Below are 25,313 nucleotides of genomic sequence, written 5' to 3'. Positions count from 1 at the left end.
CCATGCCGCGTACCGACCTGCTCCGGCCCCTGCCCGAACTACTCCGGACCAACGCCGCCAGGTCCGGCGCGCGGGTCGCGTACGCCGACGCGCGGCGCAGCGTGACCCACGACGAGCTGGCGACGCGGACGGCGCGACTCGCCGGGCACCTCGCGGATCTCGGCGTCTGGCCGGCCGACCGCGTCGCCGTCCTCCTGGACGGCGTCGCGGCGGTCGAGAGCATCCTCGCCGTCGTCCGCGCCGGCGGGATCGCCGTACCGCTGGACCCGGCTCTCGACGACGCCGAGCTGGCCCGGCTGGTCGAGGACGCGGGCGCCGACGCCGTCGTCACCGACGCGGCGAACGCGCGCCGCGTGTCGGCGTCGGTCCTCGTCGTCGACGGGGTGCCGGCCGGCGGGGCGCACTCCTTCGAGGAGCTGGCGACGACCGACCCGTCCGCGCCGGCACGCGACGACCTCACCCTCGACGACCTGGCGTTCCTCACCTACACGTCGGGGGCCACCGGGCCGCGCAAGGGTGTGCTCTCCACCCAGCGCAACGCGCTGTGGCCCGCGGCCTCGGCGTACGTGGTCGGCCTCGGTCTCGCCGACGACGACCGCGTGTTGTGGCCCCTGCCGGTGCACGCCTGGTTCACCCACCTGATCGCCGCGACGGCGGCGGGCGCGTCGGTGCGGCTCACGACGGACCTGTCCACGGACGGGCTGCGGCGGGCCCTCGCCGCCCAGGAGAGCACGGTGCTGGTGGGGACCGGTCCGACGCACCGCGCCCTGCTGGACCCGCCGGCCCCCGCCGCGCCCGGCGTGCGGGTCGGTCTGGTGCTGGGCTCGGTGGACGCGACCCTGCGCCGCTCGTTCGAGGCGGCGTTCTCCGCCCCGCTGCTGACCGCCTACGCGACCATCGAGACGTCCGGTCCGATCGCGGTGAGCTGGCCGAACGGCGACCCCGAACGGCGCTGCCTGCCCCTGCCGGGGCTCAGCGTGCGCATCGTCGACCCGCTGTCGGGTGCCGACCTGGCGGCCGGCCAGGAGGGGGAGATCTGGGTCAGCGGCGCGAACGTGATGGCGGGCGGCTACCACAACCTGCCCACCGAGACGGCCGAGGTCCTGCGCGGGGGCTGGTACCGCACGGGCGACCTGGCCCGCCGCGACGACTCCGGGTACCTCACGCTCACCGGGCGCCTCGCCGACGTCGTCGACGTGCTCGGCGAGCGGGTGCGGCTGGAGCGGGTCGACGCCGTCCTGCGGGACGTGCCCTCGGTGGTGGACGCCGCGGTCGCCGCCGGAGCGGACGGGCCGGTCGCGTTCGTCGTCGGCCCCGACGTGGACGCCGACCGCCTGCTGGCGGCGTGCCGCGCGGAGCTGCCCGCCGCGGCGGTGCCCGTCGAGACCTACCTGGTACGCGAGATCCCCCGCACCGCCATGGGTTCGCCCGTGCGCCACCGGCTGCCCGGGCTGCCCGCCCGCCTGCTCTGCGTGGCAGGTCCACGGCCCGACCTGCTGCACGCGCCGCACTGGGAACCGGTGCCCGAGGCGACCGAGGCCGGGTGGCAGTGGTCGGTCGTGGGACCGCCCGCGCTCACCGCCGGCCTCGACGGAGACGGGGTCGCCGTCGAGGCGAGCACCGACCCCGACGGGCTGGCCGACCTGTTGCAGGCGTGGCTCGACGACGATCGGCCGGCGCGTCTGGTCGTGCTCACCAGCGGCGCGGTCGGCGTACGCGACGACGACGGGATCGACCTTCGGCAGGCTGCCGCCTGGGGGCTGGCGCGGGCGTCGCAGCTCCGCCGGCCCGGCCGACTCGTGCTGCTCGACGCCGACGCGGTGACCGCGCGCCTGCTGCGCACGGCCGTGGCGTGCGGCGAGGACGTGCTGGCCGTCCGCGCGGGCGAGGTGCTCCGGCCGCACCAGGCGGCCGTCGGCGTGCCGGCCAGCGGCGGCCCGCAGCGGGGCGTCGTCGTCCTCGCCGCGTCGGCGCACGACGCCGTGCTCGCCCGTCACCTGGTGACGGCCCACGACGTGGACGAGTTGCTCCTGCTCGGGCCGGGCGAGGTGACCGCCGCGGGGTTGGCGGAGCTGACGGCGCACGACGCCGAGGTGTCGGCGCACCCGGGCCTGCCCTTCGAGCCCGCGGCGCTGGCCGCCGTGCTGGCCGGTCGACCGGTCACCGCCGTCGTGGCCGTGGACCTCGCCGCGCCGCAGGCGCGGGCGCTGCACGAGGCGACGCTCGGGCACGACCTGTCCGCGTTCGTCCTGCTCTCCGACGGGGCCGACGCCGCCGCCACCGCCGCAGCCGATGCGCTGGCGCGGCAGCGTCGCGCGCGCGGCCTGCCCGGCGTGTCCGTGACGTGGGCGGCCCCGGGCTTCACCGAGCTGCCCGTGGCCCGGCGGCCGGCGGCGTTCGACGCGGCGCTGGCAGCGGGCGAGGCATGCGTGCGCGCGGGGCGTCCCGCGCAGACCGGGAAGGCCGACGCCGGGACCGTCCGGGCAGACCTCACCGCGCGGCTGCTGGCGGCACCGGCGGCCGAGCACCCCCGGATCGTCCGGGGCCTCGTGGGGGCGGCTATCGACGCGGTCCTGCGCGGCCAGGCGCCCACCACGCTCGCCGGCGAGACGCCGTTCCGCCAGCTCGGCTTCGACTCCCTGACGGCCGTGCAGCTACGCGGGCACCTGGGCGCGGCGACCGGCCTCGACCTGCCCGCGTCGCTGGTCTTCGACCACCCCACGCCGGACATGCTCACCGCCCACCTGCTGCGGGAACTCGGCCTGGGCGCGGCCGAGGCCGGCACCGCCACGGTCGAGGTCCGCGACGACGAGCCCGTCGCGATCGTCGGCATGGCCTGCCGCTATCCCGGTGGCGTCGCCTCGGCCGACGACCTGTGGCGGTTGGTGGCGAACGGCGTGGACGCGATCGGCGAGTTCCCGACGGACCGCGGCTGGGACCTCGCGGCCCTGTCCGCCGGTGACGGGCCGGGCACGTGCAGCGCGAGCGCCGGTGGCTTCCTGTACGACGCGGGGCGGTTCGACGCGGAGTTCTTCGGCATCAGCCCGCGGGAGGCGCTGGCCATGGACCCGCAGCAGCGACTGCTGCTGGAAAGCTCGTGGGAGGCGCTGGAGCACGCGGGCATCGACCCGACCGCGCTGCGGGGCAGCGACACCGCCGTGTTCACGGGCGTGCCCGTGCAGGACTACGGCCGGGCCGGACACACCGACGAGGACGGGGTCGACGGCTTCCTCATCACCGGCATCGCGAGCAGCGTGGCCTCCGGCCGGGTGGCGTACGCCCTCGGGCTGGAGGGCCCGGCGATGACCGTCGACACGGCGTGCTCGTCGTCGCTGGTCGCCCTGCACCTCGCCGTACGGGCCGTGCGCTCCGGCGAGTGCGCGATGGCCCTGGCCGGCGGCGTGACCGTGATGTCGGGCCCCGAGACGTTCACCGAGTTCTCCCGGCAGGGCGGGCTGTCCCCGGACGGCCGGTGCCGGGCGTTCTCCGACGACGCCGACGGGACGGGCTGGTCGGAGGGCGTGGGCGTGCTGGTCGTGGAACGGCTCTCCGACGCCCGCCGCCTCGGCCACCGCGTCCTGGCAGTCATCCGAGGCTCCGCCGTCAACCAGGACGGCGCCTCCAACGGACTCACCGCCCCCAACGGACCAGCACAACAACGCGTCATCCGCGCCGCACTCACCAACGCCGGACTCTCCAGCCACGACATCGACGCCGTCGAAGCACACGGCACCGGCACCACCCTCGGCGACCCCATCGAAGCCCAAGCCATCCTCGCCACCTACGGCCAGAACCGCGACCGCCCCCTCTGGCTCGGCTCCCTCAAATCCAACATCGGCCACACCCAGGCAGCCGCCGGCGTCGGCGGAATCATCAAAATGATCCAAGCCATGCGACACGGACTCCTGCCCCGCACGCTGCACGTCGCGGAGCCGACCCGGAAGGTGAACTGGTCGGCGGGCGACGTGTCGCTGCTGACCGAGCCGGTGACGTGGCCCGTCGGCGAGCGCCCGCGGCGCGCCGCCGTCTCCTCGTTCGGGATGAGCGGGACGAACGCTCACGTGATCATCGAGGAGGCGCCCCCCGCCGCCACCCCGACAACCCCGGCGACACCCCCACCGGTCATCACCTGGCTGCTCTCCGCCCGCACCGCACCCGCCCTGCACGACCAGGCACACCGCCTGCACCAACACCTCACCGCACACCCCCACCTGCACCCCAACGACATCAGCCACACCCTCGCCACCGGCCGCACCGCCTTCCCCCACCGCGCCGCCATCACCGCCACCAACCCCGACGACCTCCTCCACCACCTCGCCACCCTCGCCACCCTCGCCACCGGGCAGGCCGACCCCCACCTCGTCACCGGCACCGCCCGGCCCGGCCGCCTCGCCTTCCTCTACACCGGACAGGGCGCCCAACGCCCCGGCATGGGCACCCAACTCGCCGCCACCCACCCGGCATTCGCCACCGCCCTCGACGAGGTGTGCACCGCCCTCGACGCGCACCTCGGCCAGTCGCTGCGCGCCATCATGGACACCGACCAGATCCACCAGACCCGGTACACCCAGCCCGCCCTGTTCGCCTACGAAGTCGCCCTCCACCGGCTCCTGGAATCCTGGGGCGTCACCCCCGACCACCTCGCCGGACACTCCATCGGCGAACTCACCGCCGCGCACCTCGCCGGCATCCTCACCCTCGCCGACGCCGCCGCCCTCGTCGCCGCCCGCGCCGCACTCATGCAGTCCCTGCCCGCCGGCGGCGCCATGGTCGCCGTCCAGGCCACCGAGGACGACGTCACACGTCACCTCGACGACCACGTCGCCATCGCCGCCATCAACAGCCCCACCGACCTCGTCATCTCCGGCGACGAAGCCGCCACCCTCGCCCTGGCCGAGAAGCTCGCGCGCGCCGGGCACCGCACGAAGCGCCTCACCGTCTCGCACGCCTTCCACTCGCACCTGATGGACCCGATCCTCGACGAGTTCCACGCCGTCGCCCGGACCATCACCCACCACCCGCCCCACACCCCCGTCATCTCCACCCGCACCGGCGAACCCCTGGCCCCCACCCCCGAGTACTGGGTCGACCAGCTACGCCACACCGTCCGCTTCCACGACGCCATCACCGCCCTCAACCACGACGGGGTCACCACCTACCTCGAGATCGGCCCCGACAGCGTCCTCACCAACGCCGTCGCCGACGCCGACGGCATCGCCATCGCCACCGGGCACCGCAGGCAATCCGAGATCCAGAGCCTCGCCACCGCCCTCGCCACCCTGCACACCACCGGCACCCCCGTCGACACCGCCGCCCTCGCCGCCGACGGCGCCACCGTCGACCTGCCCACCTACGCCTTCCAACACCAGCGCTACTGGCTGCGTCCGGCGGGCAACGGCGACGTGGGGACCGCCGGCCTGATCTCGGCCGGGCACCCGCTGCTCGGCGCGGTGCTCGGCGTCACCGACACCGACCGGCTCGTCCTCACCGGCCGGCTGTCCCTGGCGGACCAGCCGTGGCTCGCCGACCACGCCGTCCTCGACACCGTCCTGCTTCCCGGTACGGCGTTCCTGGAGCTGGCCGTCCGGGCCGCCGAGCACACCGGCGCCACCCTCGTCGAGGAGATCACCCTCCAGGCCCCGCTGACCCTGGTAGGGCAGCAGCGGGTGAACCTCCAGGTGTGGATCGGCCGGCCCGACGAGCAGGACCGCCGCGAGTTCGGCGTGTACTCCCAGCCGGCCGACCACGCCCCCGGCGAGCAGTGGACGTGCCACGCGTCCGGCGTGCTGACCGGCGAACCGGCACCGGCGCCGTCGCCTGTCGCGCACGAGTGGCCACCGCCCGGTGCGCAACCCGTGGACGTCGGGGACTTCTACGACTGGCTGCTGACGCGCGGCTTCTGCTACGGCCCCGCGTTCCAGGGCGTCCAGGAGGTGTGGCGCAGTGGCGACGAGTTGTTCGCCCGCGTCACCCTGCGCACCGAGGAGGAGCCGGCCGCCGCGCGTTACGGCGTACACCCGGCGCTGCTCGACGCCGCCCTGCATCCGATGGTGCTGCACCTCGACGGCGGGCAGAACCCCACGGGCCAGGCGTGGCTGCCGTTCTCGTGGCGTCGCGTGCGGCTGCACCGGCGCGGCGCGTCGGCGCTACGGGTCCGCCTCACGCCGGCCGGCGAGCACACGCTCCGGTTGAGCACCGCCGACGACGACGGCAACCCGGTCCTGACGGCGGACGCGGTCGCGGTGCGCCCGGTCGCGACGAACGGACTGGCCGGTGCGGGCAACACCACCGCCGCCGCGCTGTACGCCACCGAGTGGCTGCCGGTGCCCGCGCCGACGGTCGCCGGCACGCCGGAGGTCGCGATCTTCCGGGTGCCCACGGGCGACAGCGCCGACGCCGTCCGGCAGTCCCTGCACCAGACGCTCGCGGCGTTGCAGGAGGCCCTCACCGGCGCCGCGAAGCTGGCCGTGCTCACCCGCAGCGGGGACCTCGCGGGTGCGGCGGCGTGGGGCCTCGTCCGTAGCGCGCAGACGGAGCATCCGGACCGCTTCGTGCTCGTCGACACCGACGGCACCGAGGAGTCCGAGCGCGCCGTCGCCACCGCCGTCGCCACCGGGGAGCCGCAGCTCGCCGTCCGCGAGGGGGCGCTGGTGACGCCCCGGCTCACCCGCCACACGCCCGCGACCTCGGACGGCAGGATGTTCGACCCGGCGGGCGCCGTGCTGATCACCGGCGGCACCGGCACGCTCGGCGCCGCCCTCGCCCGCCACCTGGTGACCCGCCATGGCGCGCGGTACCTGGTCCTCGCCTCGCGGCGGGGCCGGGCCGCGCCGGGCGCCGCCGCGCTGGCCGGGGAGCTGACGGCCCTGGGCGCCCAGGTCGACGTCGTCGCGTGCGACGCTGCCGACCGCGAGGCGCTGGCGGCCCTGCTCGCCGGCCTGTCCCGACCGCTGGCGGGGGTCGTCCACACGGCGGGGGTGCTCGACGACGGTGTCCTGGAGTCGCTCACACCCGACCGCCTCGACACCGTCCTGCGCCCCAAGGTCGACGCGGCGCTCAACCTCCACGAGCTGGTCGGAGACGTGGAGCTGTTCGTCCTGTTCTCGTCCGTGGCGAGCGTCGTCGGCACCGCGGGGCAGGCGAACTACGCGGCGGCGAACGCGTTCCTCGACGGCCTCGCCGCGCGCCGACGCGCCGACGGCCGGGCGGCGACCGCCCTGTCGTGGGGCCTGTGGGCGCAGGACAGCGCCATGACGAGCCACCTCGGCGAGACCGATCTCGCCCGGATCACGCGGGGCGGTCTGCTCCCCCACGGCGTCGAGGAGGGGCTCGCGCTGTTCGACGCCGCGTGCCGCTCGGCCGAAGCGCACCTCGTGCCCGTCGCCGTCGACGTGGCCGCGGTGCGTGCCGCGGTCAACCCCGCCCCGCCCCTGCACGGCCTGGCCAAGGTGCCGCGCAAGCGGCCGTCCGCGAGACCCACCGGGTCCGCGTTGACCCGGGAGCTGGCGGGCCGCGGCAAGGAGGAGCGCCGACGTCACCTCCTCGAGATCGTGCGTACGCACATCGCGACCGTGCTCGCCCATCCGGACGCGAACGCGGTCGCCGTGGCCAGCCCGTTCCGCGATCTCGGCTTCGACTCGCTGACCGCCGTCGAACTGCGCAACCGGCTCAACACCGCGACGGGTCTGCGCCTGCCCGCGACACTGACCTTCGACTACCCGACGCCGGAGGAGCTGGTCGAGCACCTGCTGGGCGAGCTGGGCGACCGCGCGGAGGAGTCGGTACCCGTCCCGGTCGCCGCCCGCGCCACCGACGAGCCGATCGTCATCGTCGGGATGGCCTGCCGCTATCCCGGCGGCGTACGGTCGCCGGAGGAACTCTGGGGCATGCTGGTCACCGGTCGCGACGGCATCACCGGCTTCCCGACGGACCGCGGTTGGCGCCTGGACACCCTGTTCGACCCCGATCCCGACACCCCGGGCACGAGCTACGTGGACGAGGGCGGTTTCCTGCTCGACGCGGCGCAGTTCGACGCGGAGTTCTTCGGCATCAGCCCGCGTGAGGCGCTGGCCATGGACCCACAGCAGCGGGTCTTCCTGGAGACCTGTTGGGAGGCGCTGGAGAGCGCCGGGCTCCCACCGGACTCGCTACGCGGCTCGGCCACCGGCGTCTTCACCGGCCTGATGACGCACGGCTACGCCATCCGGTCGACCGCCGCGCCCGACAGCGTCGAGGGATTCTGGGGCACCGGCACCGCGAGCAGCGTGGCCTCCGGCCGGGTGGCGTACGCCCTCGGGCTGGAGGGCCCGGCGATGACCGTCGACACGGCGTGCTCGTCGTCGCTGGTCGCCCTGCACCTCGCCGCGCAGGCGCTGCGCTCGGGTGAGTGCTCGCTCGCGCTGGCCGGCGGCGTGACCGTCATGACCTCGCCCGGGCTCTACGTCGAGTTCTCCAAGCAGCGCGGTCTCGCCCGCGACGGCCGGTGCAAGGCGTTCTCCGACGACGCCGACGGCACGAGCTGGTCGGAGGGCGTGGGCGTGCTGGTCGTGGAACGGCTCTCCGACGCCCACCGCCTCGGCCACCGCGTCCTGGCAGTCATCCGAGGCTCCGCCGTCAACCAGGACGGCGCCTCCAACGGACTCACCGCCCCCAACGGACCAGCACAACAACGCGTCATCCGCGCCGCACTCACCAACGCCGGACTCTCCAGCCACGACATCGACGCCGTCGAAGCACACGGCACCGGCACCACCCTCGGCGACCCCATCGAAGCCCAAGCCATCCTCGCCACCTACGGCCAGAACCGCGACCGCCCCCTCTGGCTCGGCTCCCTCAAATCCAACATCGGCCACACCCAGGCAGCCGCCGGCGTCGGCGGAATCATCAAAATGATCCAAGCCATGCGACACGGACTCCTGCCCCGCACGCTGCACGTCGGCGAACCCTCGACGAAGATCGACTGGGCGGCGGGTTCGGTCGCGCTGCTGACCGAGCCGGCCGAGTGGCGGGCCAACGGTCATCCGCGCCGCGCGGGCGTGTCGTCGTTCGGCGTCAGCGGGACGAACGCTCACGTGATCATCGAGGAAGCGCCCCCCGCCGCCACCCCGACAACCCCGGCGACACCCCCACCGGTCATCACCTGGCTGCTCTCCGCCCGCACCGCACCCGCCCTGCACGACCAGGCACACCGCCTGCACCAACACCTCACCGCACACCCCCACCTGCACCCCAACGACATCAGCCACACCCTCGCCACCGGCCGCACCGCCTTCCCCCACCGCGCCGCCATCACCGCCACCAACCCCGACGACCTCCTCCACCACCTCGCCACCCTCGCCACCGGGCAGGCCGACCCCGACACCGCCACCGGGCAGGCCGACCCCCACCTCGTCACCGGCACCGCCCGACCCGGCCGCCTCGCCTTCCTCTACACCGGACAGGGCGCCCAACGCCCCGGCATGGGCAAGGAACTCGCCGCCACCCACCCGGCATTCGCCAGCGCCCTCGACGCGGCGTACGCCGCGTTGGACCCGCACCTCGACCGGCCGCTTCGCGAGGTCGTCGACAGCGAGGAACTGCACCAGACCGGCTACACCCAGCCCGCCCTCTTCGCGTTCGAAGTCGCCCTCCACCGGCTCCTCGAATCGTGGGGCGTCACCCCCGACCACCTCGCCGGACACTCCATCGGCGAACTCACCGCCGCCCACCTCGCCGGCGTCCTCACCCTCGCCGACGCCGCCACCCTCATCACCGCCCGCGCCAGACTCATGCAGCAACTGCCGCCCGGCGGCGCCATGATCGCCGTCCAGGCAACCGAGGACGACGTCACCGCCCACCTGGGCGACCGGGTCACCATCGCCGCCATCAACAGCCCCACCAGCCTCGTCCTCGCCGGGGACCACAGCGCCACCCACGCCGCCGCCGCCCGCCTGGCCGAGCGGGGTCACAAGACCAGGCCGCTCACCGTCAGCCACGCCTTCCACTCCCCCCTCATGGACCCGATCCTCGACGAGTTCCACCAGATCGCCATGACGATCACCCATCACCCGCCCGCAATTCCCCTCGTCTCCACCCTCACCGGTCAGCCGCTGCGGCCCACCCCCGACTACTGGGCACGCCAGCTCCGCCACACCGTCCGGTTCCACGACGCCATCACCACCCTGAGCGACTGCGGCGTCACCACCTACCTGGAGATCGGACCGGACAGCACCCTCACGAACACCCTCGCCGCCGCCGGCCTGACCGCCATCCCCACGCAGCGTTCCGACCGCCCGGAACCCCACGCCCTCATCACGGCCCTCGCCACCCTGCACGCCACCGGCACCTCCGTCGACACCGCCGCCTTCCGCACCGGCTCCACCACCGTCGACCTGCCCACCTACGCCTTCCAACACCAGCGCTTCTGGCTGGTCGACAGGGACGCCCCGGCCAGCGCGGCCGGCCTCGGCCTCGGCCCGGCGGACCACCCCCTGCTCGGCGCGGTGCTCGGGCTGGCCGGCTCGGAACGCACGGTGCTCACCGGGCGGTTGTCCGTCCAGGACCAGCCCTGGCTCGCCGACCACACCGTCCTCGACACCGTCCTGCTGCCCGGGGCCGCGATCGTCGAGCTCGCGCGCCGGGCCGCCGAGCACGTCGACCTCGACCTCGTCGAGGAGCTGACCCTGCACGCGCCGCTGGTGCTCGCGCCAACGGGCGCCGTACGGGTGCAGGTGGAGGTCCACGAACCCGACGAGGCCGGAAGCCGCCCGGTGCGGGTCCACTCCCGCCCCGAGGACGCGCCGGACAGCGTGGCGTGGACACACCACGCGAGCGGGCTGCTCGCCACCGCCACGGACGAACCCGTCGACGCGGACTGGGGCAGCCAGTGGCCTCCCGCCGACGCCACGGCGGTGCCGGTGGAGGACCTCTACGACCGGATCGCCGAGCTCGGGATCGACTACGGGCCGGCGTACCGGGGGCTCGCGGCGGCCTGGCGACGCGGCGACGAACTCTTCGCGGAGATCGTGCTGCCCGCCGCCGCCCCCGGGGGCCGGTTCGGGCTGCATCCCGTGCTGCTGGACGCCGCCCTCCACACGCTGTTCCTGGCGCCCGGGGCCGACGGCCCGCTGCGGGTGCCGTACGCCTGGCACGGCGTCCGGGTGGTGGCGGCCGAGGCGAGCGCGCTGCGGGTACGGATCACGCCGACCGACGCCGACGCGTACGCCCTGGCCCTCGCCGACGCCACGGGCCAGCCGGTCGCGTCGGTCGCCTCGCTGGTCGCGCGACCGGTCACGGCCGCGCAACTGCACGCCGCCACCGGCAGCGACTCGCTCTACCGGCTGGACTGGTCCCCGGTCCCCACGCCGCTGGAGCCCGCCGACGGTCGGGCGGTTTTCGAGGTCGGGACCGGCGCGGACGCCGCGGAGGTACGGGGCGCCGTGCACGGCGCGCTCGCCGCGGTGCAGCGGTGCCTGGCCGGCGACAGCGCCCCCCTGGTCTTCGTGTCCCGGGGAGCGACCGACGGCACGAACCCGGCCGGTGCGGCCGTGTGGGGTCTGGTCCGTTCCGCGCAGACCGAACACCCGGACCGGTTCGTGCTCGTCGACACCGACGATCCGGCGTACGTCGGCGCGGCCGTAGCGACCGGCGAGCCGCAGGTGGCCGTCCGCGACGGTGTGCTGACGGTGCCGAGGCTCGTCAAGGCCGCGGCCACCACCGACGGCCGCCTGTTCGACCCGGCCGGCACGGTGCTGATCACGGGCGGCACGGGCACGCTGGGTGCCGCGTTGGCCCGTCACCTGGTCGTGGCGCACGGCGCGCGGCACCTCGTACTGGCGTCCCGCAGCGGTCCGGCCGCGCCCGGGGCCGCGGAGCTGGCCGCGCGGCTCGGGTCGCTGGGCGCCACGGTGGACGTGGTCGCCTGCGACGCCGCCGACCGCGACGCGCTCTCGGCGCTGCTGACCTCGCTGCCCGAGCTGGTCGGCGTCGTGCACGCGGCGGGCGTCCTGGACGACGGGACTGTCGAGTCGCTCACCCCGCAACGCGTCGACCCGGTGCTGCGCGCGAAGGTCGACGCGGCGCTGAACCTGCACGAGCTGGCCCCCGACGTGGAACTGTTCGTGCTCTTCTCATCGGCGACCGGGGTGCTGGGCACCGCCGGGCAGGCGAACTACGCGGCGGCGAACGCCTTCCTGGACGCGCTGGCCGCGCGTCGCCGGGCGGCGGGCCTGGCGGCCACCTCGCTCGCCTGGGGGTTGTGGGCGTCGAGCGGCGCGATGACGGGTCACCTGAGCGAGGCCGACCTCGCCCGCATCGGCCGTGGTGGCGTGCTGGCGCACACCGTGCAGGAGGGGCTCGCCCTGTTCGACGCGGCCTGCCGTACGGACGAGGCCGTCCTGGTGCCGATCCGGCTCGACACGGCCGCCCTGCGCGCGAACCCGACGGTCCCGCCGCCGCTTCGCTCCTTCGCCCGCCCGCGTCGGGCCGCCGCGGGCGCGGGTACGGGGATGGCGCTGTCGCAGCGGCTCGCCGGCCTGCCCGAGGCGGAGCAGCGGGAGTTGCTGCTCAGCGTGGTGCGCACGAACGTGGCGGCGGTGCTGGCGCACGACTCGGTGGAGACCATCCCGGCGGAGCAGGCCTTCAAGCACCTGGGCTTCGACTCGCTGACGGCGGTGGAGCTGCGCAACCGCCTCAACCAGGCGACGGGCCTGCGGTTGCCGGCGACGCTGACGTTCGACCATCCCACGCCCACCGCCCTCGTGGCGCACCTGATCGAGGAACTCGGCGGCAACCAGGCGAAACTGAGGCTGCGGACCCTCATCGACGGCATCGCCAGGCTGGAGGCGACGCTGGAGTTGATCGACACGACGGATGCCGCGGAGACGGAGATCGCCCCGGCCCTGCAACGCCTCGTGACGAAGTGGCGCGACAGGTCCGCCCCGCCGCCGGCCGGGAAGGATCTCGACGCGGTCACCGCCGACGACCTGTTCGACATCCTCGACAACGAGCTGGACACCGTCTGACCGCCGGATGAGGCGCGGACGTGGCAGCTCCCGGCGGTCGGTCGACCACCGGGAGCTGCCGCGCCTGACCCCGTCCGCGTCGCCGACCCGCCACGTCGCGGGTCGGCCGCGGTCACCGCCTACCGGTGGCCCAGCAGCACCGGCAGTGCCGCCACGTCGTTGGCGATGAACGAGTGCAGCGGCCGGATGTCCTCCGGCGCCACGGCCAGCGTCAGGTGCGGGAAGCGCGCGAAGAGCGCCGGCACCGCCACCACCGCCTCCAGTCGGGCCAGGCGGGCGCCGGGGCAGAAGTGCGGGCCCGCCCCGAAGGCGAGGTGGTCCTTGTTCTCCCGCTCGATGTCGAAGGTCTCCGGGTCGTCGTGCACGCCCGGGTCGCGGCCGTGGGCCAGGTAGTTGATGAGGATGGCGTCGCCGGACCGGATGACGACGCCCTCGCCGAGGTCGATGTCCTCCTTCGCCCAGCGCATCGGCAGCGACCCCACCGGGCAGTGCACGCGCAGCGACTCCTCGATCGCCTCCGGCCAGCGGGCCGGCTCCGCCAGCAGGGTCGCCAGTTGCTCCGGGTTGGCCAGCAGCTCCCGGACGGTGTGGTCGATGAGCGACACGGTCGTCTGGCTGCCGCCGCCGATGAGCAGCAGCAGCATGTCGACCAGTTCCTGCTCGGCGAGCGGCTCCTCGCCCTCCACCCGGGCCGCCATCAGGAAGCTCGTGAGGTCGTCGGACGGCTCGCGGCGCTTGAGGTCGATCAGCGTACGCATGGCGACGTTCATGTCGACGTAGACCGCGGCCGACTCCTCCTCCGGCACGTTGTCGGTGTTCAGCACCACCCGCAGGATGCGCAGCACCTCGGGCCGCAGGTCGTCCGGCACCCCGAACAGGTCGCAGATCATCCGCGTCGGCAACTGCTGGGAGTAGGTGGTGTGCAGGTCGACCGGCTCGTCCGACGGGCGCGTGGCCAGGTCGTCGAGCAGCCGTCGGGCGATGAGCTCCAGGTGTGGGCGCATCTTGTCGATCCGCTTCGGGGTCAGCGCCGGCGCCACGAGCTGCCGCAGACGCTGGTGCTCGCGGCCCTCCGCCGTGGACATGGACTCCACGTCCACCCACGGCGACAGCCACTTGACGACGCCGGGGCTGTAGCTGGGCACGTTCTTCCTGACGTTGCGGGAGATGCCGGGATGGGTGAGCAGGCGCCGGACCACGTCGCCGCGCGTGATCGACCACGCCGACATGCCTTCCGGCAGCTCGACAGCCACCGCGGGTCCCGCCGCGCGGAACTCGTCCATCTGCGCGTACAGGCACCCGCCGCCACGACTGTCGATGTGGGCGGTGGGGGCAGCGCTGAAGTCGATCATTGTGCACCTCCTACGATTATGAGGGATCGTAAGAAAGGTAACTTTCGATTGGAAACTGCCGGGTAACGGCCAGCTCGCATTCGCCATGAAATCGACTGGACAAAGGCGCAGATCATTGCGATGTGCCAGCGGACCAGCCTATCGTCTTTCCCACGACGCTTGCCACAGGGGCGCGCCCGCCCCGCTTCGTCGAATTCCGCGACAGAAAACCTCGTAAACGCGTATGCGGAGGCAGAAACATGGACAGGATTCGCCGGATCGGCGTCGTCGGGTGCGGGGTCATGGGCTCCGGGGTCGCCGAGACGTGCGCGAGGGCCGGGCTCGAGGTGCTCGTCGCGGTGTCGCGGCCGGCCTCCCTCGCGCCGGGCCGGGCGCGGCTCACCGCGTCGCTGGACCGCGCGGTGGGCAGGGGCAAGCTGAGCGAGGCGGACCGGGACGCGACACTGGCCCGGGTGTCCTTCACGGCCGACCTGACCGACTTCGCCGACCGGCAGCTGGTGATCGAGGCCGCCTCGGAGCAGGAGTCGATCAAGCTCGACGTGTTCGCCACGCTCGACAAGGTCGTCGAGGACGAGGACGCGATCCTCGGCTCCAACACGTCCTCGCTGCCGATCGTGAAGCTCGGCGGCGTCACCGCCAGGCCCGAGCAGGTGGTGGGCATCCACTTCTTCAACCCCGCGCCGGTGCTCCCGCTCGTGGAGGTCGTCGGCTCGGTGCGTACCTCCGCGCGGACCGTCGAGACGGCCGACGCGTTCGTCACCGACGTGCTCGGCAAGCAGGTCGTCCGCGCCAAGGACCGCGCGGGCTTCGTGGTGAACGCGCTGCTGATCCCGTACCTGCTCTCCGCCGTGCGGATGGTGGAGTCCGGAATGGCGACGGTGACCGACATCGACAAGGCCATGACGCTCGGCTGCGCGCACCCCATGGGCCCGCTGCGCCTCGTCGACCTGATCGGGCTCGACATCGTGGCCGCCATCAGCGAGTCGCTGTACCGGGAGTTCCGGGAGCCGCACTACTCGCCGCCGCCGCTGCTCGCCCGCATGGTGGCCGGCGGCATGCTCGGCAAGAAGTGCGGCCGGGGCTTCTACGAGTACGGGCGATGAACACGTACGAGCGGCTCGTCCGGCTGCTGGAGTCGCACGGCGCGCGGTTCCGCCTCATCCCGCACGAGCCGCAGGACGTCACCTCCCCGGCCAGCCGGCTGCGCGGCCACGCGCCGTCCCAGGCGACCACGTACGTCGCCCACACGTCGCAGGCGGAGGTGGGCTGAACCGTGGACCTCGTCGGCCGCCTGCACCGCGTCCTCGCCGACGCGAAGTACCTCTCCCTGTCCACCGTGTCCCCCGATCGTCGACCGTGGACCTCGGTGCTGCAGTACGCGTGGCTGCCCGACCCGCTGCGCCTGCTGTTCGGCTCCGCCACGCAGTCGCGGCACAGCAGGCACGTGGCGGCCCGACCCACGGTGAGCGGGGCCCTCTTCGTCACCGCAGGCGGGCTCACCGACGTCGACGGCGCCCAGTTCACCGGCACCTGCCGGGAGCTGACCGCCGACGAGGTGCACGCGCACCACGCGACGTTCTACGACGCCCTGCTGCCGGACGAGGCGAGCCGGGCGGAGTACACCCTGCCCGCGTCGGCCCTGCTGGCGCCGGCGGAGCACCGCATCTACCAGGTCTCGGTGGACCGCGTGTGGCTCGTCGACACCAGCACCTGGATCGAGGACCGGATCGACCGCCGGATCGAGGTGGACCTGCCCTGAGCGGGGCGGGCCCACCCCGGTCCCGGGGTCATCCGGCCACCGTCGCCCAGAACACCGCCTCGTAGGTGTGCACCATCCGCGCCGCGCGCAGGGCCTGCACCGGGTCGTCGCCCGCCGCGAGGCCCGTCGACACCACCCCGGCCGCCTGCTCCAGCACCTCCTCCGGCGTCTCGGCGAAGTAGCGGAAGTGCGCGACCGCCTCGTCGGCGAACCCGTACCGCACCTGGAGCGCGTCGGCCACCCGGGCGTAGAAGCCGCCCGACTCCTCGACGTTGACCAGCAACGCCAGCGGAATCGCCGAGCGCGGCCCGAAGACGGCGGTCCGGACGACGAAGGCGGGGTACGCCTGGGCCAGCGCTCGCGGCTCGTACGCCCGCAGTTCCTTCTCCCCCAGCCCCACCGCGGCCGCGAAGGCCGGCAGCAGGCCCAGCGCCTCCTCCTCGGCGGCCGCCATCGCCAGGAACAGCGGCTCGGGGAAGCGGGCCGCCAGGAACGCGAAACTGCTCCGGTCGCTGGACACCAGGTGATGCAGCTCGCCGGCGAGTGCGGCCAACCGGTCGGTCGGCACCTCACCGCGCTCCAGCTGCTCCAGGAAGCGGTTGGGCGCCATCTCCAGCGATCGCCGGCCCTGTGCCACCAGCTCTGCCACGTGCTCGTCCACGGTCACCTCCGAATCGTGCGGTGCAGGTTCGGCCCGGTCGCCGGCCCCGGTGCGGGCTCGGCGATCCACGGCCCCTCGATGGACGCGTCGAGCACGCCCTCCTCCAACCAGGTGAAGCTGCCGTCCAGCACGCCCCGGGCGAGCGCGACGTCGTCGGCGTCGGTGTTGTCCCACAGCCGGCGGCGCAGCTCGGCCACGCGCTGGCGCGACTGGCGGCAGAACGCGTCGGCCAGCTCGACAGCCGTGCCGCCGAGCGCGCGGGCGTAGACGCAGGAGGCGGTCATCGCGTACAGCTCGGCGGCGACGTCCACGACCCGGCCCAGGAACAGCTGCCGCTGCGCCACCGCCTCGCCCCACCGCCGCCGACCGTCGCCGAGGTGCCCGGCCAGCTCGGCGCTCGTCGCGTCGGCGAACGACAGGTGCCCGGCCAGCACACCGAAGCCGGGCGGCGGTGTGCCCGGCGTGGGCCGGTCGGCCGGATCCGGCTCGTCGGCCAGCGCGTCGGTGGCGACGAACACCCGCAGCGCCTCGCTGGAGCCGTCGAAGATCCGGCCGATACGCAGGTCCCGGAAGAGCTGCTCGACGGGGACGCCGCGCTCACCACGGGCCGCGGCCGACTCCGCCGTCTCGTATCCGCGACCGCCCCGGATCTGCATGAGCTCGTCGGCGATGCGCCACGCCTGCTCCGAGGCGAACAGCTTCGCCAGCTCGGCCTCCGTGTGCGTGTCCAGCAGGCCGGTGTCGGCGTGCCGGCCGGACACCTCGACCATGGCCTCCAGGGCGAAGGCGGTCGCCGCGATGTAGGCGATCTTGCCCGCCACCGCCTCGTGCTCACCGATCGGCCGGTCCCACTGCACGCGTACGCCCGACCACTCGCGCGCGATCTTCAGGCTCCACTTGGCGGCGGCGGCGCAAACGGCGGGCATCGACAGCCGGCCGGTGTCCTGGGCTGCGAGCGCCACCTGGAGCCCCTGCCCCTCCGGGCCGATCCGCCGGCTCGCGGGCACCCGGACGTCGTGCAGCCGGACGACCCCGTTCTCCAGGCCGCGCAGGCCCAGGAAGGAGCTGCGGTGCTCGACCGTGACCCCCGGCGCGTCGGCCTCGACCACGAACGCGGACATGCCGCCCGGGCCGCTCTCCGACGGCGGCACCAGGGCCATCACCACGATCAGGTGGGCGATGGTGCCGTTGGTCGTCCACAGCTTCACCCCGTCGAGGCGGTAGCCGCCGTCGTCCGTGGGGGTGGCGGTGGTCCGCATCCGGAAGGGGTCGTTGCCGATGTCCGGCTCGGTGAGGGCGAAGGCGGAGATCTCGCGTACGCACCTCGGCAGCAGCTCGCGCCGCTGCGCGTCGGTGCCGAACAGCCGCAGCGGCTGGATGAGGCCGATCGCCTGGTGTGCGGCGAGCAGCTCCCCGAGCGAGGAGTGCGCGCTGCTGACGATCATCAGCGCGCGGTGGTAGCAGACCCCCGGCAGGCCGAGCCCGCCGTACTCCCGGGGGAGCTTGATGGCGAACGCGCCGAGGTCGCGCAGGCCGTCGACCACCTCGTCGGGGATCCGGTCCTCGCGCTCGATGAGCCGGCCGTCCACCTTGTCGGTGCAGAACGCGCGCAGCCGCGCGAGGAACGCCTCGGCGTCGGCTCCGGCTCCGGCCTCGGGCAGCGGGTCGAGCAGGTCGACCCGCAGCCTGCCGCGCAGGAGTTCGCCGCCGAAACTCGGTCTGGACATGGTTGCCTCCCGGATGCGGTGGATCGGGGGACACGGTCGTGCCGCGTCCGCCCCGCCAGGGCGGACGCGGCACGACCGCGAGGCGGGTCAGCTCGCCGGCACGGCCCTGATCAGGGACAGCGGGCCGGCGGCGCCGTGCCCGCACCACTCGACGGTGAAGCCGGTCCGGGTGAGCAGGGCCCGGAACTCGCTCTCGGTCCGCTCCCGTCCGCCGGCGGTCACCAACATGTTGATGTCGGTGTAGAACATCACCGGGTTGTCGGTGTTCGCGGTGTCCGGCAGCACCGATCCGACGATCAGCAGGGTCGCGTCGGCGGGCATGTGCGCGCGCACCGTGCTCAGCAGCTTGCGGGCGTTCTCGTCGTTCCAGTCCTGGAAGACGCTCTTGATCACGTACAGGTCGCCGCCGCCCGGCACGGACGAGAAGAAGTCACCCGCGACGATCTCGCAGCGGTCGGCCACCCCGGCGGTGGCGAGCACGCCGGCGGCCTCGGCGACGCCCGCGGCGCTGTCGAAGCACACCCCGGTCAGATGTCCGTGGGTGCCGAGGATCGCGGCGAGCAGCGTCCCGTCGCCGCCGCCGACGTCCACGACGGTACGCACGCCCGAGAAGTCGTACCCGTCGGCGACGAGCTGGGCCGAGGCCCGCGACTCCTGCCCCATCGCCACGTTGAACAGCGCCGACAGCTCGGGGTGCTCGGCGAGGTGCACGTAGGCGTTCCTGCCGTGCACGTGGTCGAAGGCGCACTCACCGGTCTCGACGGAGTGCCGCACCTGCTGCCAGGACGAGAACAGCGTGGGGTTGGTGAAGAACCGGGTGAACGCCCACAGCGAGTCGGGCGAGTCCGTGCGTAGCTGCTCCCCCACCTCGGTCAGCCGGAACTCGCCCGGCGTGGGCTCGGCCAGCACGCCGACGGCCACGAGGGTCCGCAGCAGCCGGTGCAGCGACGGCGCGTGCGTGCCCGTCGCCTCGGCGAGCCGCGCGCTGGTGGTGCGGCCGTCGTGGATGTGGTCGGCGAGCTTCAGCTCGGCGGCGAGCGCGACCGACTGTGAGGCCATGTAGCCGCCGATGATCTCGATCAGCGCGGCACGGTTGCGGATCTTCGGGGCCGAGGTGGCCGGGACGGTGCTGGTCATCTGTCATGCCTTTCCACGAGGGGGTGTCGCACCCACACGTTGGGTTCGACGTAGACGGCGTGGTCGTGGTCGACGTTCACCTCGACCGGGATCAGGGCGCCCGGCACGACGACCGGTCCGCTGGTGTCGAAGGGCAGCCCGGTCCAGGCGCGCCACTGCGCGAGGCTCCCGGAGATAGTCATGGAGGCCGGGCAGACGTCGAGGACCTGACCGCCCGCCCGGACGTGGACGCGCAGCCACGGGTCGGTCGGCAGCCCGTCGTCGCGGGTCCGGGCGGCGTACCCGGTCATCGGCTCGTGCGGCTCGGCGTGCTTGCCGCTGGGCCGGACCGGCCCGACGACGTCGCGGTAGCCGTGCCGGCGGGCGTTGTCCTTGACCGCCGCCAGGACGCGCCCCGACATGTTCTTGGACTGCATGCCCGGCAACACGGCTATCTCCAGCGCGCACAGCGCGGTGAGCTCGCGGCCGGCGGCGGTGTCGAGCATGCTCAACCCCAGCACCGCGTCCCAACCGGTGTCGGGCAGGCTCGCCGTGTCGCCGTCCCACGCGAAGGGCACGCTGGCCGCGCGGGCGATCACCGTGTCGTCGGCGTCGACGACGACGAGCTGGTGCTCCGGGTACCGATCGAGGGCCCAGCCGATCACCATCGGCTCGGGCGGGATGTAGTCCGGCCAGGACGCCTCCATGTGGAGCATCCCGTCGAGCAGGTCCGGTCGCTCCGCGAGCGTCGACACGCGCATGGGGGTCACCTCCGTCGGTCAGGCGGCCAGGCTGCGCGCGGGCAGCGGGTCCGCGGGCATGGCGCAGTCGTCGTCGGCGTGCTTGCGCAGCAGCGCCAGGTACTCCGAGCGGGGCACCGGCACCGCGCCGATGAGCTTCGCGTGGTCGCCGTCGTGCTGGACGTCGACCGCGACGCCGCCGCTGTCCGCGACGCGCCGCACCAGGCACGCCACCGCGACCTTCGCCGCGCCGCTGCGCAGGGCGAACTGGGAGTCGGCGCTGAACATGCCGCCGACGCGGATGCCGAACGTGCCGCCGACCAGTTCGTCGCCCTCCCACACCTCGACGCTGTGCGCGTGCCCCGCCGCGTGCAGCACGCGCAGGGTCGACACGAGCGGGTCGGTCAGCCACCGTGGCTCGCGGCCCACCCGGCAGTGCTGGACCACCCGGTCGAAGCACGCGTCGAGGGTCGTCGTCCACTCGACCTTGTTGCGGAGCTGCCGGCGCAGGCTGCGCTGGATACGGGCCCGGTCGACGTGGATCACCGGACGCGGGTCGGGTGAGCACCAGGCCACGGCGTACGGGTCGACGCTGCCGGCGAGCACCGCGATCCGCCCGGCGGCGACGTCCGCCTCGTAGGTGAACTCGCTGACGATCTTCCGTTCCTCGGTGTCGGCCGGGAACGGGAACAGCCCGTGCCGGTAGGCGTCGAGCAGCGTCGCCGCGCAGAGGTCGTCGCCGAACGCGACGGGGCCCTCGGTGGGTGCGGCGATGAGGTCGAGCGCGTCCCAGCCCATCACGCGGCCCGCAGGAAGCCGGTGCGGGTCAGATAGCCGAGGTAGCGGTCGAGCATCGCCGCGTCCACCGCCGGGATCTCGATGCCGCTGCCGCGCAGGGCGTGGTGCACGTTGGTGCGGGAGAAGGCCGGAAACGTCGTCTCCAGGTACATCTCCGCGACGCTCATCTCGCCCGTCGCGCAGCGGTCGATGAACAGCGGCGCGAAGGGCGTCATCGGATGGTCGGGCTGTTCGACCGCGACCCGCACCATCTCGTCGAGCCACTGCGCCCAGGGCACCTCGCGGATGTCGTGCCCGTGTGCCCGCAGCCGCTGCACCAGCAGCGAGATGTTGACCTTCCCGGGGTTGGTGAGGTGGTAGACCTCGCCGGCCGGGAGGGTGGTCCGGGCGATGTGTGCGACGGCGGCGGCGAACACGTCGACAGGCGTGTAGTCCAGCGGCAGTTCCGCCACGGGGGCGGTGCCCGTGTCCACCACGAACTTCTTCATCGCGCACATCTCGGTGGCGGTGTTCCACGCGCCGGCGACCCCGTCGCCGGAGATGTCGGCGGCGCGGTAGATCGCCACCGGCAGCCCCCGCTGCGCCGCGGTGTGCAGCAGCGCCTCGGCGACCCACTTGCTCTCCACGTACCCGACGGAGAGATGGTCGGCGTACGCCAGCGGGGTGTCCTCGTCGACATGCCGGACGCCGGCGGTGCCGAAGCCCGCGACGACCGCCATGGTCGACGTGTAGTGCACCGGGACGTTGCGGTGCCGGGCGGCCATCCGGATGATCTCGCGGGTGCCGTCGACGTTGGCCGGGCGCATGTGCGCGTACGGGTAGATGAAGTTGACGGCCCCGCCGGGGTGGTGGATGACGTCGACCGTGCGCGCCAGCGCGTCGAAGGTCGCCTCGGGCAGGCCGAGCCCGGGCGCCGCGAGGTCGCCGGGGACGGCGACGATCCGGCCGGCCGCCGCGTACCCGGCGAGGTCCGCGCCGAAGTAGTGCCGCGCGTTGGCCTGGACGCGGGCCATGCCCTGCGCCGGGGAGTCGGCGCGCACGAGGCAGTGCACCACGGCATCCGTGGTGTCCAGCAGCTCCCGCAGCAGGTAGACACCGAGGAAGCCGGTGGCGCCGGTGAGGAACACGTGGCGGGGCTCCGGCCAGCACGGCTCGTCGGGCACCTCGCGCCGGATCGGCACGTCCAGCTCCGTCTCGGCGGCGAAGTCCACCCGCCTGCGGGTGTCGTCGCCGGCGAGCGTGCCGGCCCGGGCCGCGCGCACCGCCCGCGCCAGCCCACGCGGGGTGGCGTCCTCCAGCAGCAGCCGGATGAGCGGACGCACCTGGGTGATCAGCACGCCGAAGGAGCCGCGGATCTTCGCGAGCAGCTCGGCGGCGAGGATCGAGTTGCCGCCCTGCGCGAAGAAGTTGTCGTCCGGCAGCACCCGGGGCACGCCGAGCACCTGCCCCCACAGCCGGGTCACGCCCCGTTCCACCAGGTCGACGGGGGCGTCGTCCGCGACAGCCGGCGCGAGGGTCGCGGCCCGGGGGGCGGGCAGCGCGGCCAGGTCGACCTTGCCGTTGACCTTCAGCGGCAGTTCGTCGAGGGCGACGAACGCCGTCGGCACCATGTAGTCGGGCAGGTGCCGGCCGGCGAACTCGCGCAGCTCCGCCGCGCCCGGGGGCCGCGCGCCGGTGTGGTACGCGGCCAGTCGCCGCTGGCCGTCGTGCACGTACGTGGTGACGGCGACCGTGTCGACGTGCTCGTGCGTGGCCAGCGTCGCCTCGATCTCGCCCGGTTCCACCCGGAAGCCGCGGATCTTGACCTGCCGGTCGGCGCGCCCGATCACCTCCAGGTGGCCCTCCGCCGTCCAGGAGCCCAGGTCACCGGTCCGGTACATCCGGGCGCCGGGCGCGGACGCGAACGGGTCCACGCGGAAGCGGCCCGCCTCGTCCTCGGTGACGTAGCCGCGCGCCACGCCGAGACCACCGATGTGGATCTCACCGCGCTCGCCGGGGGCGACCGGTCGCCCGCGCTCGTCGAGGACGTACACGGCGGCGCCGGGCAGCGGCCGGCCGACGGGGGCGGTGCCGCGGGCCGGCAGCACGTCGGGCGTCAGCTCCATCAGGCAGGTGGTGATCGTGGTCTCCGTGAGCCCGTAGGCGTTGACCAACCGGACCCCGGGCATCAGCTCCAGCGCCGTGCGGCAGTCCGCCGCGTTGACCGCCTCGCCGCCCACGATGACCAGGCGGACTGGCAGTTCGCGGGCCGCCGTGCCGGCCTCGGCGAGGAAACGGCGCCAGTACGCGGGCGTCAGGTCCATCACGGTGACGCCGTGGTGGCGCAGCCGCTCCGGCAACTCGCTGGGCGCCCACGCCAGCTCCGGCAGCACGAGCGTCGCGCCGCCGAGCAGCGCGACAGCGATCTGCTCGATGGAGGTGTCGAAGGAGAGCGCGCCGAACTGCAACACCCGGTCGTCGGGGACGACGCCGTAGCGGCCGGCCAGTTCCCCGCACAGGTGGCTCAGGGAGCCGTGCTCGACCACCACGCCCTTCGGCGTGCCCGTGGAGCCCGACGTGTAGATCACGTAGGCGGCGTCCCCGCCGCTCACCGCCACGGCCGGTGCGGTCGCGCCGCCGGCCGCCCCGGTCACGGTGAGCGCCGTGACGGGCAGGTGGGCGAAGCGCGCCAGGTCGCGCTCGTGGGTGACGACGCTCGCGCAGCCGGTCTCCTTCACGAACGTCTCGACCCGGCCGTCCGGCAGGCCGGGGTCGACGGGCAGGTAGGCGGCGCCCGCCTTCCAGACGGCGAGCAGCCCGACGACGGCGTCGATCGAGCGTTCCAGGTGGACCATGACCACGCGGTCCGGGCCGGCGCCCTCGTCGACGAGGCGGTGGGCCAGGCCGTTGGCCCGGCGTTCCAGGTCCGCGTAGCTGACTCGCGCGTCGCCCTGCACGAGGGCGATCCGGTCGGGCTGCTCTGCCGCGCGGACGGCGATAAGTTCGTGGACACGCGGTTGCGTACTTACATTCATCTTTTCCCTCGGGTGTGAGCACGGTCGTACCCGTGGATTACCTGCCGCTGACCCAACGATTCGTAAGGGGAACACTACTGCCTGAACACGGTTCCCCGGACTACCAGAACGAGCAACGATTAACATTGACGCTACTCATCAGGGTAGTCATTCGGGCAGTTTCGATTACCCGTCGAATCAAGCACGAGTGGGCGACGCCAGACGCGATGTCGCGACGGCGCCGCGGCGGCCCCTACGCCGCGGCGGAGACCGGCACGTGGCGCACGAGTTCCGCCCGCGAGGAGATGCCCAGCCGGCGGAAGAGGCCCCGCAGGTGGTAGTTGACGGTGTGCGGCGACAGCCGCACCCGGGTCGCGATCTGCCGGTTGGTCATGCCCTCGGCGACCAGTCGCGCGATGGCCCGCTCGACGCCGCTGAACGACTCCCACGCGCCGCCGTCGGGACGGCGTTCCCGGGCGACGGCCGTGGAGCGCAGCCCTATCCTTCGCCGCAGGTCGGCGGGGGCCACGGGCTCCGCCGGCGGGTCGGCGGCGCGGGGTGCGGCGGTGCCGGCCGGTCGCCGGCGGAGGCGGTCGCGGTCGCCACGCAGCGCCTGCCGCACGGCCGGCGGCAGGGCGTCGAGCACCGCCCACCACACCAGCCGGTGCCGGAAGGCGAGGTCGTCGCCCGCCCAGTGCAGCAGGCCGGCATCGAGCAGCGCGTCCAGGTCCGGCAGCATCTGGGCGGTGTTCCGCCCGGTCATCGCCGCCAGCTCCGCGAGCTGGCAGGACTGGCCGAGCACGGCGGCGACCCGCAGCAGCTGCCACGAGCCGGTCGGCGCGCCGCGCAGCGTGGTCCGCACGAGCTGCCGCACCCGCTGCGGCGTACGCGCCCGCCCGGGCCCGGCGACGACGCCCTCGACGCGGACCCCGTCGAGCAGCGCGGCCAACAGCGGCGGGCTGCCCTCGGCGGCGTCGGCGAGCACCCGCACGGCCGGATCCACAGCGCCTCCCAGCGCGTCGGCGACGAGCCGACCCACGGCTTCACCGGGAAGCGCGCCCGCCTCGGCGAGCGTCCCGACCAGCTGCGACAACCGCTCGTCCTCGTATCGCACGAGGCAATGGTGCCGGTAAATGTCTTGCATCTTCAACATGGCCTTACCGGCA

General features: G+C 73.9%; 12 protein-coding genes. 4 read left to right on the top strand and 8 right to left on the bottom strand.

The features are described 5' to 3' along the window. Nucleotides 1–2: 2 nt before the first annotated feature. On the top strand, nt 3–13,001 hold the full coding sequence (locus tag ACQ452_RS06155) for an SDR family NAD(P)-dependent oxidoreductase (RefSeq protein ID WP_433390795.1): 12,999 nt from the start codon (nt 3–5) through the stop codon (nt 12,999–13,001). 119 nt (nt 13,002–13,120) lie between these two features. On the opposite strand, the gene ACQ452_RS06150 is transcribed toward ACQ452_RS06155, so the two are convergent. After that, nucleotides 13,121–14,353 carry a cytochrome P450 family protein gene (locus ACQ452_RS06150; protein ID WP_433390792.1) on the bottom strand — a complete coding sequence of 411 codons (1,233 nt, stop codon included), beginning with the start codon at nt 14,351–14,353 and terminating at the stop codon, nt 13,121–13,123. A gap of 239 nt (nt 14,354–14,592) precedes the next feature. On the opposite strand from ACQ452_RS06150, the gene ACQ452_RS06145 reads away from it, so the two are divergent. The 3 genes from ACQ452_RS06145 to ACQ452_RS06135 are packed head-to-tail and all read left to right on the top strand — an operon-like array spanning nt 14,593 to nt 16,112. Continuing rightward, nucleotides 14,593–15,456 carry a 3-hydroxybutyryl-CoA dehydrogenase gene (locus ACQ452_RS06145; protein WP_433390789.1) on the top strand — a complete coding sequence of 288 codons (864 nt, stop codon included), beginning with the start codon at nt 14,593–14,595 and terminating at the stop codon, nt 15,454–15,456. Then, a complete protein-coding gene (locus tag ACQ452_RS06140; protein ID WP_433390787.1) occupies nt 15,453–15,623 on the top strand; it encodes a hypothetical protein in 171 nt (56 codons plus the stop codon). The genes ACQ452_RS06145 and ACQ452_RS06140 overlap by 4 nt, the downstream gene beginning before the upstream one ends. 3 nt (nt 15,624–15,626) lie before the next feature. Then, a complete protein-coding gene (locus ACQ452_RS06135) occupies nt 15,627–16,112 on the top strand; it encodes a pyridoxamine 5'-phosphate oxidase family protein (RefSeq protein ID WP_433390784.1) in 486 nt (161 codons plus the stop codon). Between the two features lie 28 nt (nt 16,113–16,140). Here the strand turns inward: ACQ452_RS06135 and ACQ452_RS06130 are convergent, their stop codons facing one another. From ACQ452_RS06130 to ACQ452_RS06100, 7 genes are all read right to left on the bottom strand, one after another. Further along, the gene (locus ACQ452_RS06130) at nt 16,141–16,779 is read right to left on the bottom strand and encodes a hypothetical protein (protein WP_433390781.1); all 639 of its coding nucleotides are present in this window, start codon (nt 16,777–16,779) and stop codon (nt 16,141–16,143) included. Beyond that, a complete protein-coding gene (locus ACQ452_RS06125) occupies nt 16,776–18,500 on the bottom strand; it encodes an acyl-CoA dehydrogenase family protein (protein WP_433390779.1) in 1,725 nt (574 codons plus the stop codon). Before ACQ452_RS06125 ends, ACQ452_RS06130 begins: the two co-directional genes overlap by 4 nt. Before the next feature lie 87 nt (nt 18,501–18,587). Next, on the bottom strand, nt 18,588–19,637 hold the full coding sequence (locus tag ACQ452_RS06120; RefSeq protein WP_433390776.1) for a methyltransferase: 1,050 nt from the start codon (nt 19,635–19,637) through the stop codon (nt 18,588–18,590). Beyond that, nucleotides 19,634–20,377: an N-acetyltransferase gene (locus ACQ452_RS06115; RefSeq protein WP_433390773.1), complete on the bottom strand. Its 744-nt coding sequence runs from the start codon at nt 20,375–20,377 to the stop codon at nt 19,634–19,636. Before ACQ452_RS06115 ends, ACQ452_RS06120 begins: the two co-directional genes overlap by 4 nt. Before the next feature lie 18 nt (nt 20,378–20,395). Further along, complete coding sequence (locus ACQ452_RS06110) at nt 20,396–21,154, bottom strand: leucyl/phenylalanyl-tRNA--protein transferase (RefSeq protein WP_433394006.1); 759 nt, start codon at nt 21,152–21,154, stop codon at nt 20,396–20,398. Further along, a complete protein-coding gene (locus tag ACQ452_RS06105) occupies nt 21,154–24,168 on the bottom strand; it encodes an amino acid adenylation domain-containing protein (protein ID WP_433390771.1) in 3,015 nt (1,004 codons plus the stop codon). Before ACQ452_RS06105 ends, ACQ452_RS06110 begins: the two co-directional genes overlap by 1 nt. Nucleotides 24,169–24,400: 232 nt before the next feature. Further along, a complete protein-coding gene (locus ACQ452_RS06100) occupies nt 24,401–25,261 on the bottom strand; it encodes a helix-turn-helix transcriptional regulator (RefSeq protein ID WP_433390768.1) in 861 nt (286 codons plus the stop codon). Nucleotides 25,262–25,313 lie beyond the last annotated feature (52 nt).

It is taken from the genome of Micromonospora sp. KLBMP9576, from assembly GCF_050941805.1.
Taxonomy (GTDB): Bacteria; Actinomycetota; Actinomycetes; order Mycobacteriales; family Micromonosporaceae; genus Micromonospora.
Note: the sequence above shows the minus strand (reverse complement) of the source record. Positions and strands in the feature narration are given on the sequence as shown.

Coding starts and splice junctions, on each gene's coding strand:
- ACQ452_RS06155 (WP_433390795.1), top strand. CDS start 3: ATGCCGCGTACCGACCTGCTCCGGCCCCTGCCCGAACTACTCCGGACC.
- ACQ452_RS06150 (WP_433390792.1), bottom strand. CDS start 14,353: ATGATCGACTTCAGCGCTGCCCCCACCGCCCACATCGACAGTCGTGGC.
- ACQ452_RS06145 (WP_433390789.1), top strand. CDS start 14,593: ATGGACAGGATTCGCCGGATCGGCGTCGTCGGGTGCGGGGTCATGGGC.
- ACQ452_RS06140 (WP_433390787.1), top strand. CDS start 15,453: ATGAACACGTACGAGCGGCTCGTCCGGCTGCTGGAGTCGCACGGCGCG.
- ACQ452_RS06125 (WP_433390779.1), bottom strand. CDS start 18,500: ATGTCCAGACCGAGTTTCGGCGGCGAACTCCTGCGCGGCAGGCTGCGG.
- ACQ452_RS06120 (WP_433390776.1), bottom strand. CDS start 19,637: ATGACCAGCACCGTCCCGGCCACCTCGGCCCCGAAGATCCGCAACCGT.
- ACQ452_RS06115 (WP_433390773.1), bottom strand. CDS start 20,377: ATGCGCGTGTCGACGCTCGCGGAGCGACCGGACCTGCTCGACGGGATG.
- ACQ452_RS06110 (WP_433394006.1), bottom strand. CDS start 21,154: ATGGGCTGGGACGCGCTCGACCTCATCGCCGCACCCACCGAGGGCCCC.
- ACQ452_RS06105 (WP_433390771.1), bottom strand. CDS start 24,168: ATGAATGTAAGTACGCAACCGCGTGTCCACGAACTTATCGCCGTCCGC.